We start from the raw sequence: 23,004 nt of genomic DNA, 5'->3' as shown, positions 1-23,004 counted from the left end.
ATTCACATCGACCCGCTCTGCCGATCGGATTCCCGATATTCCTGTGCAGGATCGCACCGAGCGGATACATTAAGTAGTCGAACGACTGCGGAATGCGTTCAACGAATCATGTGAAACCCGTGAGTGAAACCTCATATGAAACCCGTGCGTGAAACCGAGGTGCCCCCGATGCCCGGACTCAAGGAACTCGACCCCGGCACGTCGCCGATCGCGTTATTCGGCTACGAGCTGCGCCGATACCGCCAGGAGGCGGGTCTGTCCCAGTCGAAGCTGGCCAGACGGATGGGATATTCGCTGGGCACCGTGTCGATGGCCGAGACCGGCAGGCGACCGCCGACGGAGGACTTCGCGCGGCGATGCGACGAGGCCCTGGGTGCCGAGGGCGCGCTCGTCCGGATCAAGGAGATGATCGACAACGTCGCCGCCCGGCTACCGGCCTGGTTCCGGCCGTGGGCCGAGATCGAACAGACAGCCGAGAGCCTTCACACATGGGAACCACTCATCGTTCCCGGGCTGCTCCAGACAGCGGACTACGCGCGGGTGCTCTTCAACGGTGAGCTGCATCCCTTGCCGGAAGAGGTGGAGAAGGACGTGGCCGCCCGGCTGGAGCGTCAGCGCATTCTGGAGCGGGAGAATCCACCTCGGCTCTGGGCGGTCATCGACGAGGGCGTGCTCGGCCGTCGTATCGGTAACGACCTGATCATGTCGGCTCAGCTCGACCACCTTATTCAGGTGGCTGGTCTGCCGCATGTCGCCATTCAGGTTCTGCCGTTTGATTCGGGCTGTACGGTCGGCCTGCTGGGTGGATTCGTCATTGCACAGGCCCGAGGGCTTACCAATACTGTCTACATGGAGTCGGCAGGCCGGGGTCAGGTCACCGACCGGCCCGATGACGTGGCGGACATCATGACCAAATATGAGGCGATTCGAACTGAGGCACTTCCTCAGCGGCTGTCGCTGAAACTCATTGGGGAGATGAAGGACCGATGGATCGGGAACTGAATGAGGCCGTGTGGGTGAAGTCGTCCTTCTCGGGTGGCAACGGCGGTAACTGCGTTGAGGTCGCAAAGCTGTCGAGGGGCCGGGTGGGTGTCCGGGACAGCAAGGACCAGGCGGGTCCGGCGCTGGTGTTCACCCCGGGGGAGTGGGCCGCTTTCACCCGCTGGATCCGTACCGACGGAACGGTCTGATGCTCTGACGAGCCGGTGTCTCGACCGCGCATACGGCCGGACGGGGGGCACGTCCCGCCGTATGTGCGGGTCGAGAGTGGGATTTTCTTCGCAGCGACCTTGAGAGCATGCTGACAAAGGATTCGGTCGCTGAGGCCGGGGCCAGGGATGCCCTGGTCGAGGTCATTTTCGAGTGATACGCCCGCGAACAGAAGCGGGCTCTTGATAGCCGAGGTGTTGTCTACGCAACGCGGCGGCCAGGAGCCCGTGATTGTCTGTCTACTCGTGCGCATATCCGCCGCGTTCAACCCTGGCCTCAAGGGGGTGGACTTTTCCGCCCTGGGTCTTCCTGCTCAGGGCCGCCCGTCTTGTGACCGAGAGGGCTGTGGCGTGGGGAGCGGAAGGGCCAGGCCGGTCTTGACGGTGTCGAAGACGAGCAGGGTTTCGTAACGCCTGATGTTGTCGTCGGCCTTGAACAGGCGGTTGCCGAGGCGGCTGCAGTCGCGCATGCTTCGTGCGGCCAGGACGACTATGTAGTCCCACGGTCCCGCGACCTGGTAGCACTGCTGGACCTGCGGGTTCGAGCGCATCCGTTCGGCGAAGGCCTGGTGGTGCTCGAACGATTCCTGCTCCAGGGTCACCAGGACCGTGGCTAGGACGGTGGGGCCGAAGCGGTGCGGGTCGAGGACGGCGACCTGCCTGGTGATAAGGCCATCCTTGCGGTAGCGAGCGATCCGCCGCTGGACGGCGCTCGCTGAGAGGCCGATCTGTTCACCGAGGTCGTGCAGGGTGCGTCCAGCGTCGTGTTGGAGCAGGTCCAGCAGCTGGGCGTCGATCTCGTCCAGGCGCGGTGGCGGTGATTCGGGCATGCAAGATTATTGCGTTTCGGCGCGAGAATTCTCAATCGCTTCGATCGGGAGTTCGGATAGCGTCGGCCGGGTCCGCAGGGCTCCGAAGAAAGGCGACGCGCATGGACCTGGACGTGGCGCGAATCGAGAAGGCCGTACAGGTGATCGATCCGGTGTTCCTCAACACCCCGCAGTACCTCGACGAGCAGCTGTGCCAAGCGCTGGGCGGTCGCGCGGTGACGGTGAAGGTGGAGACGGCCAACCCGGTACGCAGCTTCAAGGGTCGGGGTGCCGACCTGATGCTGAGCACGCTCGCCCCCGGCACGCCGGTGGTGTGCGCCAGCTCGGGCAACTTCGGGCAGGCCGTCGCCTACGCGGGGCGCGCCCGGGGGATGCCGGTCGAGGTGTTCGTGCCCGAGACGGTCAATCCCGCCAAGCGGGAGCGGATGGAAACCTTCGGCGCCCGGGTCGTCACGGCGGGGGCGGACGGTACATCGGCGCGAGAGGCCGCGGCCGCCCACGCCGAACGCCATCCTGACCGCGTCTACCTGCAGGATGGCCTGCAGGCGGCGATCGCCGAGGGCGCCGGGACGATCGGTGTCGAACTGACCCACGGCGCACCGGGTGGCCCGGGCGGTCCGGGCTACGACGCCGTTGTGCTCCCAGTCGGCGACGGAGCGCTGATCAACGGCGTGGGGCGCTGGATGAAGGCGCACGCTCCCGGCACCCGGATCGTGGGGGTCAATGCCGAAGGCGCTCCCTCGATGCTGGAAAGCCTGCGCGTCGGCCGCGCGGTCCGCATCGAATGCGCTCGCACCTTCGCCGACGGCATAGCGGTGCGTGGCCCGCTGGAGGCCTCGGTGCGGCGGGCCCGCGCCCTGGTGGACGAGATCGTCCTGGTGACAGACGAGGCCATCGCCGCCGCCATGGAGCTGGCGGCGCGCACGCTCGGGATCGTCCTGGAACCGGCGGGGGCGGCTGGCCTGGCGGCGATCGCCGAGGGCGAGGTCTCCGGTCACCGATTGGCCACAGTGCTGACCGGCGCCAACCCGCGTCCCGAACAGGCCCGGGAGCTGGCGGCCCGGCTGACACGGGCTGTCCGGAACGCGCCGGACCCGGCAGAAACCCGAACCCCTGGGGGCATCGGGCCCGCAGGACGTACAACTCTCCGATAAGGCTTCGTTAGGTCCTGTGATGGGGTTCGGGGGTTGGCGCGGGTTGGCCGCATATCGAGCAGACGCCGGTCCAGGTGGCCAGGAGGGCCCGGGGTTCGCGGAGAACCGCGTAGCGGGTCAGGCCGGCGCAGGGACTTTTGGGTCGAGCCTGAGCAGGGTGCAGAAGCCTGGGCGAGTGAGGCGAGGGTGACGTGGCGGTGCCAGCTGAGGTGGATGCGGCGTCCCCGCCACGCCCTCACAAAGATCATTTGTTGAGAAGTGCACGCCCCACGGGCAATCCGATCGTGCACTTCTCAACAAACGATCACCGGTCGGCGAGCCCGTACTTCCCTCCCAAGCCTCCCTACGGCGGTCGGCCCTGCACTGGTCGGAGAGGAACGCGTCAGCTACGGCGGTCGACCCTGAACGGTCCCGCACGGATCGCTTCAGCGTCAGCGAGATCCATGGGCGGTCCGAAAGCAGGAAACTGCGGTCCGCACGCCGTACGGCGAGACAGCCTGGCGCGGAGGTGGGTGGGTGTTCCGGCCGGCTTGTAAAAAACCGTAACCACCGCGCCCGTCAGGCCGGAGGCCTGAAAAACGAGACGGTGACTGCGACGGCCGGCCGGAATACCCACCCACCGCAGCGCGCACGGCCACCCACCCGGCCGGAACGCCCATCCACCGCACCGCGAACCGCGAAACCCGAACACCCATCGCAGCGCGAACGGCGAACCCCCGTCGGCTGGTGGTCACCTTGACGTTGACCGCGTGCGCCCCGCTCGTGGTCGACGGCGACAGCATCGCGGCGATCCGGCCGGGATACGGCCGGACGAACACGTCCGGCCGTATCCCGGAGCATCGGCCACGATGCCTGCCGCTGCTCATCGGTCGGATGCCCGCGCACGCTGTCCGTTGACACGCCGCGATCGGCGCAGCGAGAACCAACGCGGGGATCACCTTATGAAACGGACCTCAGTACGCCAGGGCCCAGAACTTGGTGCCGGCGATCTTGGTCGTGGTGCAGTAGTAGCCCGGGCCGGCCACGTTGGCGTCATTGTGGCACTGCGTCGCGCCCTTTGTGGTGTACGAGTAGATCCGGCTGATCGTCTGGGCGGAGGCCGCGCCCGGCAGCAGGGTGACGGTCACGGCAGTGGCTGCGACAAGGGTGGCCATCCCGGCGGACAGGCGCTTGAGGGTGGTCTTCATGGTTTGTTCCCCTTTGGAGCGATAGCTGTATCGAGATCCCGTGCCGTGGGTGCCAGGCACTCACGGGGACAATCTTCGCGAAGCACTTATAGTGCGGCAAGATCGACATTTGGGAGCATACAAGCTCGGCTAACTCCCTGTCAGTAGGCGTGGCAGGAATCGAGCGACCCGAACCCACCCTCCGCTCTAGCGCATTTCTGAACAAAAAGGACAAAATTGCATTAAATCGAACATATGTGTCGAGATGTGGACTTTCTTCGCAGTGGCCTTAAGGGCGACTGTGGCTTTGCGGCCATTCCTGCGGTGAGAACGAGCGTGGTTCGACGGTCCACGGATGAGTCCAGCCTGTTCAGAAGGCCAAGCCGGCCCTGATGTCCGTCTGGTGTTCCATCGGCCGTCGGGACGGCTTCGTGCGCCGGGACGCGATCATCGCCCCGGCGCACGGGGGTCAGGCGGGGTGACCGGCGAGAGCGGTCGCCGTGGCCGCGCGGCCGGCGAGGAGGGAGTCGCGGATCTCGCCGGCGCGGACGGCGATGGTGGACAGGAGGGTGGAGCTGAGGCCGTGGGTGTGCTCGGTGCCTCCCTGGAGGTAGATACCGGCGGTTACCTCGGGGGCGACCTCGACGCGGTGGTCGCGGCCGACCCGGACGGAGTCCTCGTCGTCGCGCAGGCAGAGCTTGGCCGCCTCGCCCAGGAGGGCGCCGATGTCCTGGGGGCGGTAGCCGGTGGCGTGGAGGAGAACGTCGGCGGTGAGGACTTCCTGCTCGCCGGTGGGCAGGAACTCCACGGTGATCTCCAGGCGGTCGTCCAGAGCGCGCACCTCCCGGATGCGGGAGACGTTGAGGATGCGCAGGCGCTCGGTGCCCTGGACCTTCTCGCGGTAGGCGGTCGCGTACAGGGACTGGATGAGGTCCATGTCGACCACCGAATAGTTGGTGCTGCGGTGGTAGTCGAAGAGGGACCGCTTCACCTCGGAGGGGGCGTTGAAGTAGACGTCGACCGCCTCGGGATCGAAGATCCGGTTGGCGAAGGGGCTGTCGTCGGCGGGGGTGTAGCCGTACTTGGCGAAGACCGCGCAGACCTCGGCTCCGTCGAAGGTGCGGTGCAGGTAGTCGACCGCCTCGGCGGCGCTCTGCCCGGCGCCGAGCACCAGGACGCGACGCACCGGGGTGCCGGCGCCGGTCAGTTCGGCGACGCGGGGGATCAGTTCGCTGTTGTGCCAGACCCGGTCGGAAAGGACGGTGCTCGGCGGCAGGTGGGGTTCCAGGCCGGTGGCCACGGAGATGTTGCGGGCCCGGTGCGTCACGGTGCGGCCCGGCTCATCCGGGTCGCGGCTGATCACGTCGAACCAGCGGACCTCTCCGTCCTCCATCACCACCGGCTCGATGGAGAGGACCTCGGCGGAGTAGTCGACCAGGTGGTCCACCCGGGCGGCGGCCCATTCGAGGTAGTCGTGGAACTCGACGCGCAGCGGGAAAAGGGTCTTCTGGTTGAGAAAGTCCGCCAGCCTGCCGCGGTCTTTCAGGTAGCACAGGAAACTGAACTCACTTGTCGGGTCGCGCATCGTGACCAGGTCCTTCAGGAAGGACACCTGCATTGTCGCGTCGTCGATGAGCATGCCCCGGTGCCAACCGAAATGCGGTTGCTTCTCCAGGAATCCGGCATGGAGCCGTTCCGCCGCGGGAGCCCCCGCGTTGTGCTCCTCGACGGCTATGGCCAGCGCGAGGTTCGAGGGTCCGAAACCGACTCCCAGAATGTCGTAGATGCTGTCTGGCCCACTGCGCAGCGTGTCCACCGCGGCATCGCCTCCCTCTGTGCGTCACACCCTAAATAAGGTTAGCCTTGCCTTGCAATGATGCATGCCGAGAAGAGAATCCACCATGGGGGTCGCCATGTTCGTCTGTCAGACCTGGGGCCGTCGCGCGCTTCCAGCGTGACCGCCGTCCGTCGCCCGAGGCGACCGCCGGCGGAGGGGTCAGGCCGTCTCGGCGACCACGCCGGTGCCGGAGGCGTCGTGGTGGCGGCCCATCGGGATGATCAATGGTGTGCCGCTCACCGGGTCCGTCATGACCTGGCAGCGCAGATCGAAGATCTCCTCCACGGCCTGGGCGGTGATGACATCGGCCGGGGCGCCCTCGGCGACGATGTGGCCGGACTTCATGGCGATGACGTGATCGGCATACCGGCAGGCCTGGTTGAGGTCGTGAAGGACCATCACGACCGTACGGCCTTCGCGCCGGTTGAGGTCGGTGATCAGGTCCAGGACGTCGATCTGGTGGGCCAGGTCCAGGTAGGTCGTCGGCTCGTCCAGGAGCAGCACCGGGGTGCCCTGGGCGACGGCCATCGCGATCCAGGCGCGCTGGCGCTGGCCGCCGGAGAGTTCGTCGACCGTACGGTTGGCGAGGTCGGTCATGCCGGTGGCGGCCAGCGCACCGTGGACGGCCTGCTCGTCGGCCTTCGACCACTGCCGCCACCAGGTCTGGTGCGGTGACCGGCCCCGGTTGACCAGGTCGATGACGGTCAGCCCCTCCGGGGCGACCGGTGTCTGCGGCAGGATGCCCAGCCGCTGGGCCAGTTCTCTGGTGGGGATGGACTGCAGAGCACGACCGTCGAGCTGGACGGTGCCCTGACGCGGCGCGAGCAGCCGGGCCAGGGCCCGCAGCAACGTGGACTTGCCGCAGGCGTTGGCGCCGACGATGGCGGTGATGCTGCCCGGCGGGATGACCAGGTCGAGGTCCTCGACGACCAGCCGGTCGTCGTATGCCAGGTGCAGGCCGCTCGCCCGCAGGTCCGGGCCATTGGTCGACATGCGTTCAGCCTCCTGAGCCCGCGCGGTTGGCGCGGATGAGTAGCCAGAGCAGGACCGGTGCGCCGAGCACACCGGTGACGATCCCGACCGGCAGTTCCATACCGGAGATCAGGTTGCGTGCGACGAGGTCGCCGGAGAGGACGACCAGGGCCCCGGTCAGCCCCGAGGTGATCGGGGGCGGCCAGGCGGTGTGCGCCAGCCGCTGGGCTATCTGCGGTGCGGCGAGTGCCACGAAGGCGATCGGCCCGGCCGCCGCGGTGCCGAAGGCGACCAGCCCGACACCGGTGAGCAGCAGCGCGAGGCGGACCGGCTGTACGCGGGTGCCGAGGCCGGCCGCGACGTCGTCTCCGAGTTGGAGCGTGCGCATCAGGCGGCCCAGTATCAGTGCCGCCGGCATCAGCAGCGCCATGACGACGATGAGCGGGACCACCTGGTCCCAGGTGCGGCCGTTGAGGTTGCCCACCAGCCAGCCGAGCGAGGCCTGTGCCTGGAACCGTTCGCCGTTGGCCATCAGGTAGTCGGTGGCGCTGGTGCAGATCCACGAAACCCCGATGCCCACCAGGATGATCCGGTAGCCGGTGGTGCCGTTCTTCCAGGCCAATGTGTAGATGAGCAAGGCGGTGATCAGCGCGCCGAGCAGCCCGAGCGTCTGGGTGCCGAGGCCGCCGTCCCAGCCGAGGACGATGCCGGCGACCACGGCGGTGCTGGCGCCCTCGGTGATGCCGATCATGTCCGGGCTGGCCAGCGGATTACGGGTCATGGTCTGAAACAGCGCGCCGGAAACGGCGAAGGCGATGCCGACCAGGAGCCCGATCACGGCGCGCGGCAGCCGCAGTTCCCGGACGACCAGCAGGGTTCCGGGGTCGCCGGAGCCGATCAGCGCCCTCATCACGTCGGTCAGACCGATCGGGTAGTCCCCGACCGAGATGCCCCAGCAGAAGACCAGGAAGGTGGCGACGGTGAGTGCCGCGCACACCGCGATCAGGCGGGGCCGCAGGAACCCGGAGACGGGCGGCGCGGCCAGCCGGAAGGGCCGGTGGGAGGGGGAGGAGACGGGCTCGCCGGGACGGTGCGAGGTCCTTCGGGGACGCAGGGGCGAGAGACGGGTCATGCTCACACCTCCGCGAGCCGACGGCGGCGGACCAGGGCGATGAAGAACGGGCCGCCGATGAAGGCGACCAGGAGTCCGGCCTGGATCTCGGCAGGCCGGCCGACGACCCGTCCGATGATGTCCGCGGCGAGCAGCAGACAGGGGGCGAGCAGCGCAGACAGCGGCAGCAGCCAGCGGTGGTCGGGTCCCAGCCCGGCGTACTGGGCGAGGACCCGGGCGATGTGCGGGACCACCAGCCCGAGGAAGACGACCGGGCCGATGACCGCCACCGCCCCGCCGGTCAGCAGGGTGATCGCGACCACGCCCTGGAGGCGGATGAGACCGAGCCGCCGCCCCAGTGAGGCGGCCACGTCATCGCCGAGGGCCAGGCTGTTGAGCGTGGGCGCACAGGCCAGCGCCAGCACCGCGCCGGCGACGACGAATGGCAGGAGCCGGAGGACCACATCGCCGTCCTGGCCGGCGAGCGAGCCGGCCGACCAGAAACGGTAGCGGTTGAGCGCCTCCGGGTTGGTCAGGACGACGGCGCTGGTGAGCGAGAACAGCAGCGAGGTCACGGCGACCCCGGCGAGCGCGAGTTTGACGGGCGTCAGGCCGGAACGTCCCATTCTGCCCAGCAGGAAGACCAGGACGCTCGCGATGAACGCGCCCGCGAACGCGAACCAGATGTAGCCGAACAACGACCTCAGCCCGAGCACCGCGACGGCCAGCACGATCGCGAAGGCGGCGCCCGCGCTCACCCCGAGCACACCGGGGTCGGCGAGCGGATTGCGGGTCAGCGCCTGCATGAGCGCGCCGGACAGTCCGAGGGCCAGGCCGGCCGTCAGGCCCAGCGCGGTGCGCGGCACGCGTACGGACCAGATGACGTTCTCGACGAGCCGGCTGCCCGGGTGACCGGACAGGGTCCGCACGACCTGGTCGAGGGGGACGTTCAGGGCGCCGAGCGCGATCGACAGCAGGCAGAGCAGGACAAGGGCCGCACCGAGCAGTGCGACGAGAAAGGCTGGGCGGAGTCCCTCGCTCCGGGTCATCGGGCTTTCCCCACTTTGCGACTTCCTTAGGTTGGGCAGGCCTCGACTTCGGCCATCGGGGGACGCGGTCCCTCTCTGCTAAGATCTATCTACTTAGGTAATGCTTACCTTAGTGCAAGGTCGCTCATGGCTCGGCGGGGCCGGGCCCAGGTGCACGGGAAAGGGACCGGGCCGCGAAACGCTTCGCGGCCCGGTCCCCTTCCGCGTCGTACGCCCGCTCAGGAGCTCGGCTGCACCACCTTCGTGGCGGCGTCGCCGTCGACCGCCGCCGCGAGCTGCGGGACGAGCCGGTCCAGGACGTACGGCAGGCTCAGCACCGTGACGAACGAGAAGGCCTTGCCGTAGTCGCCGTTCTCATTGATGAAGATCTCGCGATCCTGCTTCACCACCTGCAGGTCCTTGTAGACCTTGTCCTTGTGGAGTGTGTCCGAGTCCTTGGCGATGTCGGGCACGGTCCACACGATCGCGTCCTGGTCGAGCAGGTCGCTGCGCTCCTTGCTGATGCTGGCGCCGAACTTGTCGCCGATGACCTTGTCGAGATCGGCCGGCAGCGTGAAGCCGAGCGAGGTGAGGGTGCGTGAGCGGGGGTCCTGGCTGCCGTAGACGAAAAATCCCTCGTAGGGTGTGGTCACCACCGCGCCGGCCCCGGTGAACTCCGGGTGCTCCTTCCGCGCGGCCGCGAACCCGGCCTCGACGTCCTCGATGAGTTTCCCGCTCTCGGCCTCCTTGCCGAGGGCCTTACCGACGATCTCGGTCTGCCTCTGCCAGGGAATGCCGTAGTCCTTGTACTCCTTCGGCTGGGCCACGACCGGAGCCAGCTTCGACAGGGTCTCGTACTGCTCCTTGGTGAGACCCGAGTACAGCGCGAAGATCAGATCGGGCGCGAGCGCGGCGATCTTCTCCACCTGAGGTCCGGTGCCGGTGTCGGTCAGCATGGTCGGCGCGGCGGCACCGCCCAGTTTGCCGGTGGCCCAGGGGCCGATGGCGCCGGTGTAGCCGCCGAGCCAGTCGGTGGTGCCGACCGGGATCTTGCCGAGGGCCAGCACGGCGTCCTGGTCGGTCAGGCCGACCGTGACGATCCGCTTGGGTTCGGACGTGATGGTGGTGCTGCCGAACTTGTGCTCGATCGTCACCGGGAAGGCGCCGCTCTTCGGCGCGGTGGCCGCGTGGTCGGCGGGAGCGGGGGCGGGGTCGGAGCCGCATGCGACGGCGGAGAGCAGCACGGCGGCGAGTGCCGTGGCAAGCCGGCGGCCTCTCAGGAAACGGATCATCGAAGGGTCCTTCACGTTCTCTTACAGGTGGTGGGTTCGTCGGGTGCAGGGGGTGACGACGAGCGATGGCACGGATGTCCGAGTGTTTTCGTCGAGTCCCGCGGGCCGTGGCCGGTACGGTTCCCGGGCGGGTGTCGTGCCGCTCCCGGGCGGATCGGAGTGGACACCGGTCCCGTGTGACGGGAACCGGGCGACGGCCGGGAAAGGCATCACTCGTACTGCTCGGAACGGCCCATCCGCCAGTAGCCCATGAACGCCACCGACCGGCGGTTCAGCCCGCGCTCGGCGACCAGGTGGCGGCGGAGCGTCCTGATGACGGCCGCCTCACCGGCCAGCCACGCGTACATCGGACGGGGCAGTTCGTGCATGCCCGTTGTCCGCGAACAGGTCGAGATCGTCGCCGGTGAAGGTCACCCGCAGGAACGAAGGGCTGAGCCGTACCAGCCTGCTCACCCGCACATGAAAAATGCGGAAGGGGTCGATCATCGGGCTCTCCCTTGGCTGCGTCCGCCCGTCGGTGGCAAAGTAAAGTTAGGCTAACCTATCTTTCGATTGGAAGGACTTGCGGCCTCCGCGCGCTGTCGCGGACAGGGCCGGACGAGCTGATCACCGCGTTGACGTTGCCGGCCGAAGGCGGGGCCGTTCAGGTCGAGGCGCGGCCAGGGCCGTTCAGGTCGAGGCGCGGACGGTACGGTACGGAAGCGGTGGGGGAGGCCCGCCGTACCCGCGCAGAGGAGTTCGGACAGTGTTCCTTGTGACCGGCATTCAGGCGGCCGGGAAGTCGACCGTCGCGCAGCTGCTCGCCGAACGGCTGCCGCGCTCGGTGCACGTGCGCGGTGACGCGTTCCGCTGCATGGTGGTCGGAGGGCAGGAGGAGATGACTCCTGAGCCGTCGGAGGAAGCCCTGCGGCAGCTCCGGCTGCGCCATCGGCTGACCGCACAGGTGAGTGAGAGCTACACCGAGGCGGGGTTCACCGTCGTCGCGCAGGACGTGATCCTCGGCGAGCATCTGGCCGAGACGGTCGCGCTGATCAGGGTCCGTCCGCTCCGCGTCGTCGTGCTCGCTCCGCACCCGGATGCCATAGCCGTCCGCGAAGCCGGGCGGGACAAGGATTCCTACGATGTCTGGGCGGTCAGGCAGTTGGATCACATCCTGCGGCATGAGACGCCCCGCATCGGTCTCTGGCTGGACACTTCCGACCAGACGCCCGCCGAGACGGTTGAGGAGATCCTCGTCCGCGCGCGAAGCGAGCCCTGAGACCGCACCCGGTTCCAGGGTTCTGTCCTGCGCGGCCGTGAAAAATCCCGCCGACGCCATCGGGTCCCGGACCGCCGCGGCGGGAGATCGGGGAAAGCCGCCTCGCCGTGGTTTCTCCATGAGCGGATGGAATCGCTCAGGGTGTTCAGCGGAATCACCGTACCCTGCCACGCATCCCGCGGATCCTCTTCCCAGCCTGATCCTTCACTTCTTCTCATGAGCGTCGCCCGACGGGTGAGACCGCTTGAATTCCTCCACGAATTTTTCTTTTTCTTCCCTGGTCGTGAACCCGTCGAAGGACTCCCATATCCGCCGGGCGTCTTGCCTGGGGAGCCCGGCCTGCTCGATCGCCGAGGCGAGATCCATGATCGGTTGCCCGAATTCTCGGCGCGCGAACGCATTGTTCATGAACAGGAATTCAGGGTCGGGTCGACCGCCGAGTATCCAAGCGCGCACATTGGACACGAATCTGTCTCTTCCCCGGTCGAGCTCGCCCTGCCAGTCGCCGCCTTTCGACTTCAGAGCCATGATGTTTCTCGCGCAGTCGTCGACACCGATCAGGTTGATTCGCAGTACGGCTTCGCGGACCAGCGGATCGGTGAGGATGCCTGGCATGAGGATGGGGTTCAGCCCATGCAGAGGTGTTGGATTGTCGCGTTCGAGGGCCTGGATGGGATGGCCGTCCTCATGAACTCGAACGGGGCTCGACAGCGGCCCCTGCGTGGTTTCCTCGATGGCATAGAGTGCCCAGTTGCTCCGGAACGTGAGCTCGACCTCCTTTGGAGGGAGTAAATCGTACAGCGGGGATCCGGCGTTACTCCGGTCGAGTCCCAGATGGAATTCGTAACCCTGCTTCGATTCGGGATGCGGATCGCCCGGAGATTGGGAGAAAAACATATAGCGCCCCGTGAATGACGTCTCCGGGTACATGGCGGTCAATATCTCTTGAATGGTCCCCCGGAAGCCGTTGTCGACGATGGTGACGGCGCCTTCGCGACCGACGGGAACTCCGCTGAGTTGGAGATGCTTGGTCAACCGCTGAGCGGCCCCGTCGACGTCACCGGAATCCACAAGCTTTGCGAAATGCCGGAACTTCTCCAGCTGGGGAAAGGTTCTGCCGGTGCGCTCCAGGTCCTGGATCGCGGATTCGGCTAATTTTCGGGACACGAGAGCCATGGTGCAATGGCGATCAAAGAATTCCGGATCCAGTGCCCGGGCCGCGATGGCCATGGTGGCTCCGTCGCGTCCGAGGTAGACGATCGTGCGGCCTGCGTCCGCGTCCGCTTTCACGTCGGGGAGCATTTTCATGACGCATCTCACGATGTATGGCCCGTGATTTGCTCTGACCACGTCATACGCCACCTTCAGGGCGTTCAGAGCCTCTGGATCCGACAGACCCAACGCTGTGCTGATCTTTTCGACCGCTTGGGCTCGTTGATGCTGATAGTCGAGTGCGCTCGGCGCCGAACCGTTGCCGGCCTCGGTACCGTGCGCTTCCACCGCGGTCCGTACCCACTCGGATGTGGTCAGCCGCGCGTGATCCGACGGTTGTCGATGCGCCTGGGGCCGGGGGTGCTCGGCAGCATGCGTGACGGTTGCGCCGCCCGCCTGGGGCGGCGTTCCACCGGGAGCGATCCCCTGGGCGTTGTGATCGGCACTCTCGGGATTTCCGGTCACGTCGGCGACGTGTGCGGGCTCCGTCGTGGTCCGCCCGCCCTTGGCGGGGTCCGGGCCGGCGGGTTCGGCCCCGCCGGATGTGCCGGGCACGTGCGGGTGGGCGGGCGCGGGCGGTCCGGCACTGTCGGAGAGCGCGGTGGCCGGGGGCTTCGCGGTGGGGTTGAGCAGCCGCTCGATCCGGCCGGCCGGAGCCTCGTCACCGGAGGTTCTGTGATGGGACACCGGCGGGGCGTCCCCATCGGCTCGTGCCGGCGGGGCCGCCGCAGGCAAGTCCCGTGGAGCGTCCGCCGCGCGGGAGAGGGAGACCGGATCGCCGGTGCTCGCGGGGCCGTCGTGATGAGGACGGTCAGGGTGCGGGCCGTCGTGAGCAGCGGAGGAGAAGGACGTCGCTTCCGGGGTGGTGGCGTTGCTCAACGTGGTGTCACGGGCGGTGCCCGTGAGGGGGTCGAAACCCCTCCTGGGCGGTTCGGAATCCCCGGGCGGTTCGGAATCCCTGGACGGTTCGGGGTCCCTCCTGGGGGGTTCGGAAACCCTGGACGGTTCGAGACCGGGCAGGGGGCCGGGGCCGGGCGGGGCGTCAGGGGCAGGGGGCGCGGGATGGGCGAATGGAGACGGGCCACCACCAGGCGTGCTGCCACCGGGCGGAGCGCCACCGTGGGGAGCGCTGCCGGGCGGGGGGCCTCCGGGTGGCGGGCTGCCGGGTGGCGGGGAGCTTCCGGGTGGCGGTGGGCTGCCGTGGGGGAGGGTCGTGGTGAAATGCTGGCCGTCGGCGCCCAGCGCGCTGGAGGTGACGGCCTTGGCGAGCAGGTCCCAGTCGAAGTCGCCGCTGATGATCATGCTGCCCGCGGTGGTGATACCACCGGTCAGCGCGTACTGCGCGGCCTGCCCGTACAGGGAGCTGGTGGCGGCGGCCAGCAGTTTTTCGGCCACGCTCATCTCTGCCCGCGACAACCCCGCCTGCAGGGCCGGGGTGGCCAGATGGGTCAGTCCACCCGACAACCCGCCCATCAGGGCGCCCATCGCCCCGCCGGTCACCGCGGAGATCAGCAGCTGCCGTTCGTCGAAGTCGTCGCGGCGGCCCCGGGCGATCTGCAGGGCCTGGACCCCGCCCTCCATCCCGCCGACGATGGCGGCGAACAGCACCATGTTGGCCAGCGCCCGCCGGACGATCTGCCTGACCATCAGCCGGGCCAACTGCACCCGGGCCGGGATGAACGCCAGACTCGCGCCCCCGCTGGCCACCGCCATGGCCAGCAGGTAGCCCACCTGCACGATCAGCAGCCACACGGTGGCCTCGATCATGTACCTGGCGTACTGGATCTGCACCCCGACGTTGTTCAACCTGACGGCGGCGCCGATCAGCCGGTTGACCAGATCGGCCACCTGCCCGCCCGCGACCCGGGTGACATGCTCGGCGAAGGCCTCGTGTGCCGCACCGTCCCACGCCTGGCCGATCTTGTCCGCACTCCGCGGCAGATCGGCCCAGGTGCCCGCAACGACCTCATGCGCAGCGGTCACACAGGCGTCGGCGAGCCGGAAACACCCCTCCTCGTCCCCCTCGGGCCAGTCCATCCCGACCACCCAGCCGATATACGGCTTGGCCCAATCCGGAACCAGAATCCCATCGAACCCCACAGGCGATCAGCCGCTGCCGCCAGGCTGCTCGATGTGGTGGTACCTTCCGGCGCCGGCGCGCAGCCCACCGGCGATACCGTCCCGTTCTTCGACGCAGGCGTCGAAGGCGCCGAAGATCCCGGCTTCGACGCCGGGCGGCTGGTTCTCCAGCTCGGCCACGTACCGATCGTCTCCGAGGGCACGCCGGGACCGGTCGAAGGCCGCACGCAGCACCTCCCGCGCCCGGAGTACGTCATCGCGCCGCTCTCCGGAGACCGGAGCCTGCCGGTTCGGCGCCGAGCGCTCCACGGAGTAGCCGGGCTCCGTCACGCCGTACTCCCCGGGGCCGCCGCCGAGCGCCACCGGCGGGAACGGACCGGGACCCGTATCCACGCCAAGGGCCTCCTCATTCGGCGGTCCCTCGGGCATCAGCGGCTCCATGATCAAGTAGGCGAATTGCGAAAGGAGACCGTTTTCACGACGGCATGGCGGGAGGTTTCGATGCTTCCGGGGTCGCCGGTAGGCGGGCGGGACGAACCGGCGATGGCCCTCGCCTCCAGCACGAGCGCGTCCTGCCGGAAAATCATCTTCGTCTCCGCGTCAATGAAGGTCAACTTCGCCCCGGCCGCCCCCACGGCGCTGGACGAGTAGGTCCCGTCGGGTCGGTGGTCCCCGCGCGCCGGTCTCCTGCGCGCCACGTCCCCGAAGGGCACGCACGGCCAGGCAAGCGGATCGCTCGCTGTCGCCGGATTCCATTCCACTGTGCTCCGCCCGTGTCGCACCGAGCCCGGGATCCCCGGTGGGCGGCGGATCCGGCGCTGCCGGTGTCGATCATCCCGCCGCCGGTGGGAGGCCTTCACTTCGGCTGCGCCGTAAGGGATATGTCAATATTTGGATGGATTGTGTATATTTTCCGGTATTGAGTCTCGTCTGAGGGAGGATTTATCGTGAGAGCTTTCCCGCGCGTGCTGTTCGACGAGGCGCACAGCGAGTCGTGGACCATCCGGCGGGACGTGGCCGAGACGATGAATCCGGGACATCCCGACGACAACGGCTACGTCCGCGCCGCCGACGTCCTGCGCCGCCTGGGTCACACCGTGGCCGCGCACACCGAGGGCCCGATCACCCCCGCCCTGCTGAACTCCAACGACGTCTTCGTGATCGCGCACCCCTCGGCCGACCGCTGGGAGCGCACCACCGGACTGGGCAGCCCGGTCTTCCCCGTCGAGGAGCTCGACGCGATCGAGGCCTACGTCAGCGACGGCGGCGGCCTGGTCGTGCTGGCCGAGTGCGAGCAGGAGAAGTACGGCAGCAACCTCGACGAACTGCTCGCCCGGTTCGGCGCCGGCGTCGAGCACACCACCGTCCAGGACCCCAGGAGCGCCCACAACGGCGTGGCCTCCTGGGTCCTGGGTTCCCCCGTCGACGCCGACGACCAGGATCTCCTCGCCGGAGCCCGGCGCGCGTGCTTCTACCGTGCCGGAGTCCTGACCGCGCCCGCCGATGCGACCGTCCTGTTCCGGACGTCGCCCACCGCCGACCCCGCGGGCCGGCCGCTGGCGGTGGCGATACGGCACGGCAGGGGCCGCGTCGTGGTGCTCGCCGACTCCGACCTGTTCGGCGACGACTCGATCGGCGACTACGACCACACCGCGCTCTGGGGCAATCTCGTCACCTGGGCCGCGCGCGTCCCCGTCCCGGCGGCGACCACCGGGGAGTCGGCGGCGCGTGCGGCGTTCCGGGAGCTCAAGGACGCCGTGGAGGCGATCAGGCCGCTCCAGGCCAAGGACGGTTCGATCGAGGGCGACCGTGACCGGGCGGCCGAGCTGGTCTCCGAGATCGTCGACCACGTCGTACGGCTCGCGCCCCGCTTCCCGCATGACGAGGCCTACCTGGCCGCGGTGGTCGCCGACTTCCGCAAGTGGGTCGAGCAGGGCCTGGGCGTGCCCGACTTCCTGGACTCGCTCGACGCCTTCCACCCCGACACCCAGCGGATCGACGGCCTGGAGCATCTGGTCGTCTTCCCGATGTACACCCAGAACGGCACCACCTTCCGGCACATCGAGGCCGTCTGGATCCGGACCATCTGGCCGGAGTGGCTGGCCGAGCTGGAGAGCTCCGGCTACGACAACCCGATGTTCGTGCCGATCGCGTTCGAGGACTTCACCTCCGGTTACGACACCAACTCCGCGGTGCTCTTCCCCGAGACGGTCGCGGTCCGGCAGACCCCGCCCCGCTTCACCTGGGGCGGCATCTTCGCCGACCGTGAGGCCGCCCGGTTCCGCGCGGTGAGCGAGGCCGCCGCGGCGACGCTCAAGCTGGCGCTGCCGCCGGACGCGGCCCGGCTGATCGAGTCGCAGGACCTGGCGCAGGACACCTTCGTCCTCTGGGACCTGATTCACGACCGCACCCACAGCCACGGCGACCTGCCCTTCGACCCGTTCATGATCAAGCAGCGCATGCCGTACTGGCTGTACTCCCTGGAGGAGCTCCGCTGCGACCTGACCGCGTACGGCGAGGCCGTGAAGCTGGAGAAGGAGGGCGTTCCGCACGCCCGCTACGTGCGGCTCGCGATCCTCTTCGACCGGCTCTTCCGCTTCCCGATCACCGGTGACCGGGTCCGCAACTACGACGGGCTCGGCGGCCAGCTCCTCTTCGCCTACCTGCACCGCAACGACATCGTCCGGTGGACCGACAACCGGCTGAGCGTCGACTGGAGCCGGGTCGCCGACGGGGTCGCGGACCTGCGCGGCGAGGTGGAGAAGCTCTACCGCGACGGCATCGACCGCGCCAAGCTCGCCCACTGGCTGGCCGCGCACCAGCTCGTCGCCGCCTACGTCGCGCCGCACCCCGCCTCCGCCTGGGCCCGCGGCGTGGACGCGCTGCCCGTCGAGGGGTTCCCGAAGGCCGTGGTGGACGCGGTGCTGCCCGACGAGTTCCCCCTGAGCATGTTCTACGAGGCCCTGCGTCGTAAGCTCGGCGATGTCGTCGAAGCCACGAAGGGGATCCGAGCATGATCATCCTTGTTACCGGAGCGGCCGGCCCCGCCGGTCAGGCCGTTGTCCGCCGCTTCACCGACAAGGGGCACACGGTCGTCGGCGTGGACAAGTCCGGCGCCGACGGGACGCTGGCGGTCGACCTGCTCGACTTCGACGCGGTGAAGAGGCTCGCCCGGGACGTCGAGGCCGAGCACGGCCACCTGGACGGGATCGCCCACCTGGTCGGCGGCTGGCGCGGCGCCAAGACCTTCGCCGAGACGGACCTCGCGGACTGGGACCTCCTGCACGACCTGCTGATCCGCACCCTCCAGCACGTCACGCTCGCCTTCGAGCCGCTGCTGAAGGCGAGCGGGCGGGGCCGGTTCGCCATCGTCTCCGCCAAGGCGGCCGAGCACCCCACCCAGGGCGGCGCGGCCTACGGCACCGCCAAGGCCGCCTCCGAGGCATGGACCCTGGCCTTCGCCGACGCCCTGGCGGGCACCGGCGCGACGGCCAATATCCTGGTGGTGAAGGCGCTGGTGAACGAGGCCATGCGCGTGGCGAGCCCGGAACGCAAGTTCCCCGGCTTCACCGACGTCGACGATCTCGCCGCGGCGATCGAGGGTCTCTGGGACACCGACGCCAACGGCACCAGGATCGACCTCACCCACGGGTGAGCGCCCGCGGTCGGGGGGACGCGCACGACGGCGCCCCGTCACCGGCGGTGAGAGGCACGCACGACGGCGGCCCGCCCTCAGGTGGCGGGCCGCCCTGCTAAGGGGAACAAGTGACCGACGCGATTCGCAGGCATGACCCGCTGGTGAAGGGTTTCGCCAGCGACAACTACGCCGGGGTGCACCCGGAGATCCTCCAGGCGATCGCCCTGGCCAACGGGGGGCACCAGACCTCCTACGGCGGCGACGTCTACACCCAGGCGCTGCAGGAGGTCTTCAGAAAGCACTTCGGCCCGGCGGCCGAGGCCTGGCCGGTGTTCAACGGCACCGGCGCCAACGTGGTGGCGCTCCGCGCGATGACCGCGCACTGGGAGGCGGTGGTCTGCACCGAGTCGGCGCACATCCACACCGACGAGGGCGGGGCACCGGAGCGTACGGCCGGGCTCAAGCTGCTGCCCGTTCCCACTCCGGACGGCAAGCTCACCCCGGAGCTGATCGACCGGCAGGCGTGGGGCTTCGGCGACGAGCACCGTGCCCAGCCCAAGGTGGTCTCGATCACACAGACCACCGAGCTGGGCACGCTCTACACCCCTGAGGAGATCGCGGCGATCTGCGAGCACGCCCACGGGCTGGGCATGCTCGTCCACCTCGACGGTTCCCGTGCCACCAACGCGGCCGCCGCGCTGGACGTGCCGCTGCGCGCGTTCACCACGGACGCGGGGGTGGACGTGCTGTCCTTCGGCGGCACCAAGGCCGGGCTGATGTTCGGCGAGGCCGTCGTGGTGCTCAACCCCGACGCCGTGCGCGGCCTGCGCTACCTGCGCAAGACCGCGATGCAGCTCGCCTCCAAGATGCGGTTCGTCTCGGTGCAGTTCGAGGCGCTGCTCGGCGGTGACCTGTGGCTGCGCAACGCCCGCAACGCCAACGCCATGGCCCGGCGGCTGGCCGCCGCCGTCCGGGAGATCCCGGGCGTCGAGGTGCCGCGCCCGGTGCAGGCCAACGCGGTCTTCGCGATCCTGCCGCCGGAGGTGACCGAGCGCCTGCAGAAGCGCTTCCGGTTCTACACCTGGAACGAGGCCACCGGCGAGGTCCGCTGGATGACCGCGTTCGACACGACCGAGGCCGACGTGGACGCCTTTGCCCGCGCGGTCGCGGAGGAGATAAGATCCTGACCATGAGCACGCACAGTCTGGGTCTGTGGCGGGCCGCCCATCGGCGGACCCGCTAGCCAGCCTCGACTGCGCAACCAGACGGCCGCCGTGAACCGGCGGCCGTTCTCCGTTTCCGGGTACGGCCCGGCGCGCGGCGGTCCCTTCCCACCAAGGAGTGACCATCATGACCAAGCGCGTCTTCTCGGGGTTCCAGCCCACCGGCCACCTCACGATCGGCAACCTGCTCGGCGCGATCCGGCCCGCCGTACAGCTCCAGGACGAGGCCGACTGCGTCTACGCGGTCGTCGACCTGCACGCCCTGACCGTCAGGCACGATCCGGAGCGCCTGCGTGCCCGGACCAGGGAGGCGGCGACGCTGCTGCTCGCCTGCGGCCTGGACCGATCGCTGGTCTACATCCAGTCCCAGGTGCCCGCGCACACCGAGCTGTCCTACCTGCTGGAGAGCACCGCCTACTTCGGCGAGATGCGGCGGATGATCCAGTTCAAGGAGAAATCGGCCGGGCAGGAGGAGGTCCGGCTCTCGCTGCTCACCTATCCCGCGCTGATGGCCGCCGACATCCTGCTGCACCGGACGGACCTCGTGCCCGTGGGGGAGGACCAGCGCCAGCACGTCGAGCTCACCCGTGACCTCGCCCTGCGGTTCAACCGCCTCTATGGCGAGACGTTCACCGTGCCCGAGGCGGTGCACCCGCGGGTCGCCGCCCGGGTCATGGACCTGACCACGCCCACCTCGAAGATGGGCAAGTCCAACGGCTCGACCGCCGGGACGGTCTACATGCTCGACCCGCCCGCCGACGTCCGCCGCAAGGTGATGCGCGCGGTCACGGACTCCGGCACCGAGGTCCGTTACGACCCGCAGGACAAGCCCGGCGTCTCCAACCTGCTCGCCGTCCTCGCGGCCTGTTCCGGGCGGCCGGTCGAGTCGCTCGCCCACGAGACGTACGGCGCGCTCAAGCGGGACACCGCCGAGGCCGTGGTGGAGACGCTGCGGCCGATCCAGGAGCGCTATCTGGAACTGTCGGCCGACCCGGCCGAACTGTCGCGGCTGCTGGCCGCCGGTGCCGCGCGGGCCGCCGAACGCGGCGCCGGCCTGCTGGCCGCCGCCCGGGAGGCGATCGGCCTGCCCTGAAGGGAGCCGGACGGTCCGGCGCCCCGCGGGTCAGTTCTTCCGGCCCGTCTCCTGCTCGTAGGCGGTGAGCTGCTGTTCCAGGGCCTTCATCAGCTCGAACACCTGGCTCGGAGGGATCCGGATCCGGCTGACGATCCGGGTCGGCACACTGACGAAGTGCTGCCCGGAGGAGGGGTCGTTGGCGAGCTGGGGAGGTCTGGTGATCACCGCGAAATCCAGGACGAACCCATCCTCGGTATGCCAGACGGAGGCGAAGTTCGCGTACTGTCCCGCTTCTACCTCAGCGGAGATACTCACCTCCAGGCGGTTCTCCGGCTCATCGTTCACCATGATGTTCCCGTCTCCTCCGGCCAGGTTGGCTCCATGCTGCCCTGGCCGGAAACCGGCCGCGCAAGGACGCGCCGACGCTATCTAAGGATGGAAGGCAGCGGTTGGGCGCCGCGCTGCCGCAGCATGTCGGTCATCAGCTTGATCTCACCCGTCTGACCCTCGACGATGTGCCTGGCCATGGTGGCCACCTCGTCGCGGTCCGACAGTTTCAGCAGGCCCTGCGCCATCTGCACGCCGCCCTCGTGGTGGCGGATCATGAGCTGCAGGAAGAGGACCTCCTGGTCCTTGCCGGTGGCCTCGCGGAGCCTTGTGAGCTCCTCCTCGCTGGCCATACCGGGCATCGCGGCGGAGGCCGGGGCTGTTGCACCGTGGCCGTGACCGGCCATCCACGCCATCGACGGCCGCTCGCCGGCCTGGTCCAGCCCCCACTGCTGCAGCCAGCCGCTGAAGATTCCGCGCTGGGCGGTCTGCGTGACGATGATGTCGTACGCGAGCCGCCGTAGCTCCTCGTCCTTGCTGCCGTCTCTGGCGGCGAAGGACATCTCGACGGCCTGGGCGTGATGGACGGCCATGTCGCGGGCGAACCCCGCCTCGGCGGAGGCGTCGGTCGGGGTCGTGCTCCTGCCGACGATCAGCAGCAGGACGGCCGCCACGGCCAGGCAGCCGAGCAGCAGGCCGAGCGCCACACGGCGTCTGGGGTTCGGATTGTCACGGGGAGGCGTTTCCATCGCCTGCCCAGCGTACCCACTGTCAGGAATCGTTGCTGTATCACCCGTTGTGTTGGCTTTATTCTCCACACACGCTAGTAGGGCATAGTGTGACCCGAAATCAGTTCCCGGCTGGAGGGTCGATGACGGAGAAAAAGGCGCAGGCGAGACGGGAACATCTCGACCGGATGCGCCAGGAGCAGAAGCGCAAGGAGCGCCGGACCGCGTTCCTGATGTGGGGCGCCGGTGGCGTCGTCATCGTCCTGCTCGTCGGGCTCGTCGGCTTCTACCTGGTCAACGAGCGGGCGGTGAGTTCGCTGGACGCCGTCACCAGCGCCAAGTATCCGGGCAGCGTGCACGTCCAGACCAAGGTGGCCTACAAGGAGAACCCCCCGATGGGGGGTGAGCACAATCCGGCCTGGCAGGACTGCGGCATCTACGACCAGCCGATCAACAACGAGAACGCCGTGCACGCCATGGAGCACGGTGCCGTGTGGATCACCTACCAGCCGGACCTGCCCAAGGCCCAGGTGGACAGGCTCAAGGAACTGTCCTCCAAGGAGTACATGCTCCTGAGCCCGTACCCGGGACTGCCCGCCAAGGTCGTGGCCAGTTCCTGGAACAAGCAGCTCAAGCTGGACAGCGCCGAAGACCCGCGCCTGCCCAAGTACATCGCCAAGTACCGGAACAACAGCGCCGAGACCCCCGAGTTCGGCGCCTCCTGCAGCGGGGGCGTGGGCACCACCACCGCCGAGGCCCCGATCCCGGCGACCACCCCGACGGCCGCCCCGAGCGGGGACCCGTCGGCGGACCCGTCCACGGCCCCGGAGGCGACCCCCTCGCCCAGCTCGACTCCGAGCTCCTGAC

22 protein-coding genes are annotated in these 23,004 nt (G+C 68.7%); 10 read left to right on the top strand and 12 right to left on the bottom strand.

What is annotated here, in order from left to right:
* Nucleotides 1-168: 168 nt before the first annotated feature.
* Together OHA77_RS08605 and OHA77_RS08600 are read left to right on the top strand one after the other, a co-directional pair.
* Nucleotides 169-1,002, top strand: coding sequence for a helix-turn-helix domain-containing protein (locus OHA77_RS08605; protein ID WP_406317283.1), 834 nt, complete (start codon nt 169-171; stop codon nt 1,000-1,002).
* The gene (locus OHA77_RS08600; RefSeq protein WP_406317282.1) at nt 987-1,190 is read left to right on the top strand and encodes a DUF397 domain-containing protein; all 204 of its coding nucleotides are present in this window, start codon (nt 987-989) and stop codon (nt 1,188-1,190) included. Before OHA77_RS08605 ends, OHA77_RS08600 begins: the two co-directional genes overlap by 16 nt.
* Nucleotides 1,191-1,522: 332 nt before the next feature.
* On the opposite strand, the gene OHA77_RS08595 is transcribed toward OHA77_RS08600, so the two are convergent.
* Nucleotides 1,523-2,038 carry an Lrp/AsnC family transcriptional regulator gene (locus OHA77_RS08595; protein ID WP_326821171.1) on the bottom strand — a complete coding sequence of 172 codons (516 nt, stop codon included), beginning with the start codon at nt 2,036-2,038 and terminating at the stop codon, nt 1,523-1,525.
* 101 nt (nt 2,039-2,139) lie between these two features.
* Between OHA77_RS08595 and OHA77_RS08590 the strand changes: the two genes are divergently transcribed.
* Entirely contained in the window at nt 2,140-3,192 is a 1,053-nt protein-coding gene (locus tag OHA77_RS08590; protein WP_406317281.1) for a threonine/serine dehydratase, read from the top strand.
* Between the two features lie 953 nt (nt 3,193-4,145).
* On the opposite strand, the gene OHA77_RS08585 is transcribed toward OHA77_RS08590, so the two are convergent.
* The 7 genes from OHA77_RS08585 to OHA77_RS08555 all read right to left on the bottom strand — a co-directional run bounded on the left by OHA77_RS08585 (nt 4,146) and on the right by OHA77_RS08555 (nt 10,966).
* Nucleotides 4,146-4,379 carry a hypothetical protein gene (locus tag OHA77_RS08585; RefSeq protein ID WP_406317280.1) on the bottom strand — a complete coding sequence of 78 codons (234 nt, stop codon included), beginning with the start codon at nt 4,377-4,379 and terminating at the stop codon, nt 4,146-4,148.
* A 448-nt stretch (nt 4,380-4,827) separates the two neighbouring features.
* Nucleotides 4,828-6,174, bottom strand: a complete 1,347-nt coding sequence (locus OHA77_RS08580) for a lysine N(6)-hydroxylase/L-ornithine N(5)-oxygenase family protein (protein ID WP_406317278.1) — start codon at nt 6,172-6,174, stop codon at nt 4,828-4,830.
* A gap of 180 nt (nt 6,175-6,354) precedes the next feature.
* Entirely contained in the window at nt 6,355-7,188 is an 834-nt protein-coding gene (locus OHA77_RS08575; protein WP_406317277.1) for an ABC transporter ATP-binding protein, read from the bottom strand.
* A 4-nt stretch (nt 7,189-7,192) separates the two neighbouring features.
* Entirely contained in the window at nt 7,193-8,299 is a 1,107-nt protein-coding gene (locus tag OHA77_RS08570; protein WP_406317276.1) for a FecCD family ABC transporter permease, read from the bottom strand.
* Nucleotides 8,300-8,301: 2 nt separating this feature from the next.
* Nucleotides 8,302-9,327 carry a FecCD family ABC transporter permease gene (locus tag OHA77_RS08565; protein ID WP_406317274.1) on the bottom strand — a complete coding sequence of 342 codons (1,026 nt, stop codon included), beginning with the start codon at nt 9,325-9,327 and terminating at the stop codon, nt 8,302-8,304.
* Between the two features lie 218 nt (nt 9,328-9,545).
* On the bottom strand, nt 9,546-10,598 hold the full coding sequence (locus OHA77_RS08560) for an iron-siderophore ABC transporter substrate-binding protein (protein WP_406317273.1): 1,053 nt from the start codon (nt 10,596-10,598) through the stop codon (nt 9,546-9,548).
* A gap of 209 nt (nt 10,599-10,807) precedes the next feature.
* Complete coding sequence (locus OHA77_RS08555; protein ID WP_406317271.1) at nt 10,808-10,966, bottom strand: SIP domain-containing protein; 159 nt, start codon at nt 10,964-10,966, stop codon at nt 10,808-10,810.
* A gap of 377 nt (nt 10,967-11,343) precedes the next feature.
* Here OHA77_RS08555 and OHA77_RS08550 point away from each other — a divergent pair, with 377 nt between their 5' ends.
* Entirely contained in the window at nt 11,344-11,856 is a 513-nt protein-coding gene (locus OHA77_RS08550; RefSeq protein WP_406317269.1) for an AAA family ATPase, read from the top strand.
* 204 nt (nt 11,857-12,060) lie between these two features.
* Here OHA77_RS08550 and OHA77_RS08545 read toward each other — a convergent pair whose 3' ends face one another.
* A complete protein-coding gene (locus tag OHA77_RS08545) occupies nt 12,061-15,105 on the bottom strand; it encodes a hypothetical protein (RefSeq protein ID WP_406317268.1) in 3,045 nt (1,014 codons plus the stop codon).
* A 69-nt stretch (nt 15,106-15,174) separates the two neighbouring features.
* Complete coding sequence (locus OHA77_RS08540) at nt 15,175-15,540, bottom strand: hypothetical protein (RefSeq protein WP_406317266.1); 366 nt, start codon at nt 15,538-15,540, stop codon at nt 15,175-15,177.
* A 108-nt stretch (nt 15,541-15,648) separates the two neighbouring features.
* Here OHA77_RS08540 and OHA77_RS08535 point away from each other — a divergent pair, with 108 nt between their 5' ends.
* From OHA77_RS08535 to trpS, 5 genes are all read left to right on the top strand, one after another.
* On the top strand, nt 15,649-15,798 hold the full coding sequence (locus tag OHA77_RS08535) for a hypothetical protein (protein ID WP_406317265.1): 150 nt from the start codon (nt 15,649-15,651) through the stop codon (nt 15,796-15,798).
* Between the two features lie 296 nt (nt 15,799-16,094).
* Nucleotides 16,095-18,164 (top strand): DUF6421 family protein, encoded by a 2,070-nt coding sequence (locus OHA77_RS08530; RefSeq protein ID WP_406317264.1) that lies wholly within the window; start codon nt 16,095-16,097, stop codon nt 18,162-18,164.
* Nucleotides 18,161-18,802: an SDR family NAD(P)-dependent oxidoreductase gene (locus OHA77_RS08525; RefSeq protein ID WP_406317262.1), complete on the top strand. Its 642-nt coding sequence runs from the start codon at nt 18,161-18,163 to the stop codon at nt 18,800-18,802. The genes OHA77_RS08530 and OHA77_RS08525 overlap by 4 nt, the downstream gene beginning before the upstream one ends.
* 110 nt (nt 18,803-18,912) lie before the next feature.
* The gene (locus tag OHA77_RS08520; RefSeq protein ID WP_406317261.1) at nt 18,913-19,971 is read left to right on the top strand and encodes a threonine aldolase family protein; all 1,059 of its coding nucleotides are present in this window, start codon (nt 18,913-18,915) and stop codon (nt 19,969-19,971) included.
* 163 nt (nt 19,972-20,134) lie between these two features.
* Nucleotides 20,135-21,100 carry a tryptophan--tRNA ligase gene (gene trpS, locus OHA77_RS08515; RefSeq protein ID WP_406317259.1) on the top strand — a complete coding sequence of 322 codons (966 nt, stop codon included), beginning with the start codon at nt 20,135-20,137 and terminating at the stop codon, nt 21,098-21,100.
* A 30-nt stretch (nt 21,101-21,130) separates the two neighbouring features.
* Here the strand turns inward: trpS and OHA77_RS08510 are convergent, their stop codons facing one another.
* Complete coding sequence (locus OHA77_RS08510; protein ID WP_184757272.1) at nt 21,131-21,430, bottom strand: DUF3467 domain-containing protein; 300 nt, start codon at nt 21,428-21,430, stop codon at nt 21,131-21,133.
* A 77-nt stretch (nt 21,431-21,507) separates the two neighbouring features.
* Nucleotides 21,508-22,158, bottom strand: a complete 651-nt coding sequence (locus tag OHA77_RS08505; protein ID WP_326821180.1) for a DUF305 domain-containing protein — start codon at nt 22,156-22,158, stop codon at nt 21,508-21,510.
* Between the two features lie 122 nt (nt 22,159-22,280).
* Between OHA77_RS08505 and OHA77_RS08500 the strand changes: the two genes are divergently transcribed.
* Nucleotides 22,281-23,003, top strand: coding sequence for a DUF3105 domain-containing protein (locus OHA77_RS08500; protein ID WP_406317257.1), 723 nt, complete (start codon nt 22,281-22,283; stop codon nt 23,001-23,003).
* Nucleotide 23,004 lies beyond the last annotated feature (1 nt).

Source organism: Streptosporangium sp. NBC_01639, assembly GCF_045209755.1.
GTDB lineage: Bacteria > Actinomycetota > Actinomycetes > Streptosporangiales > Streptosporangiaceae > Streptosporangium.
The sequence above is the reverse complement of the archived record's forward strand: the minus strand, read 5'-3'. Positions and strand labels throughout refer to the sequence as shown.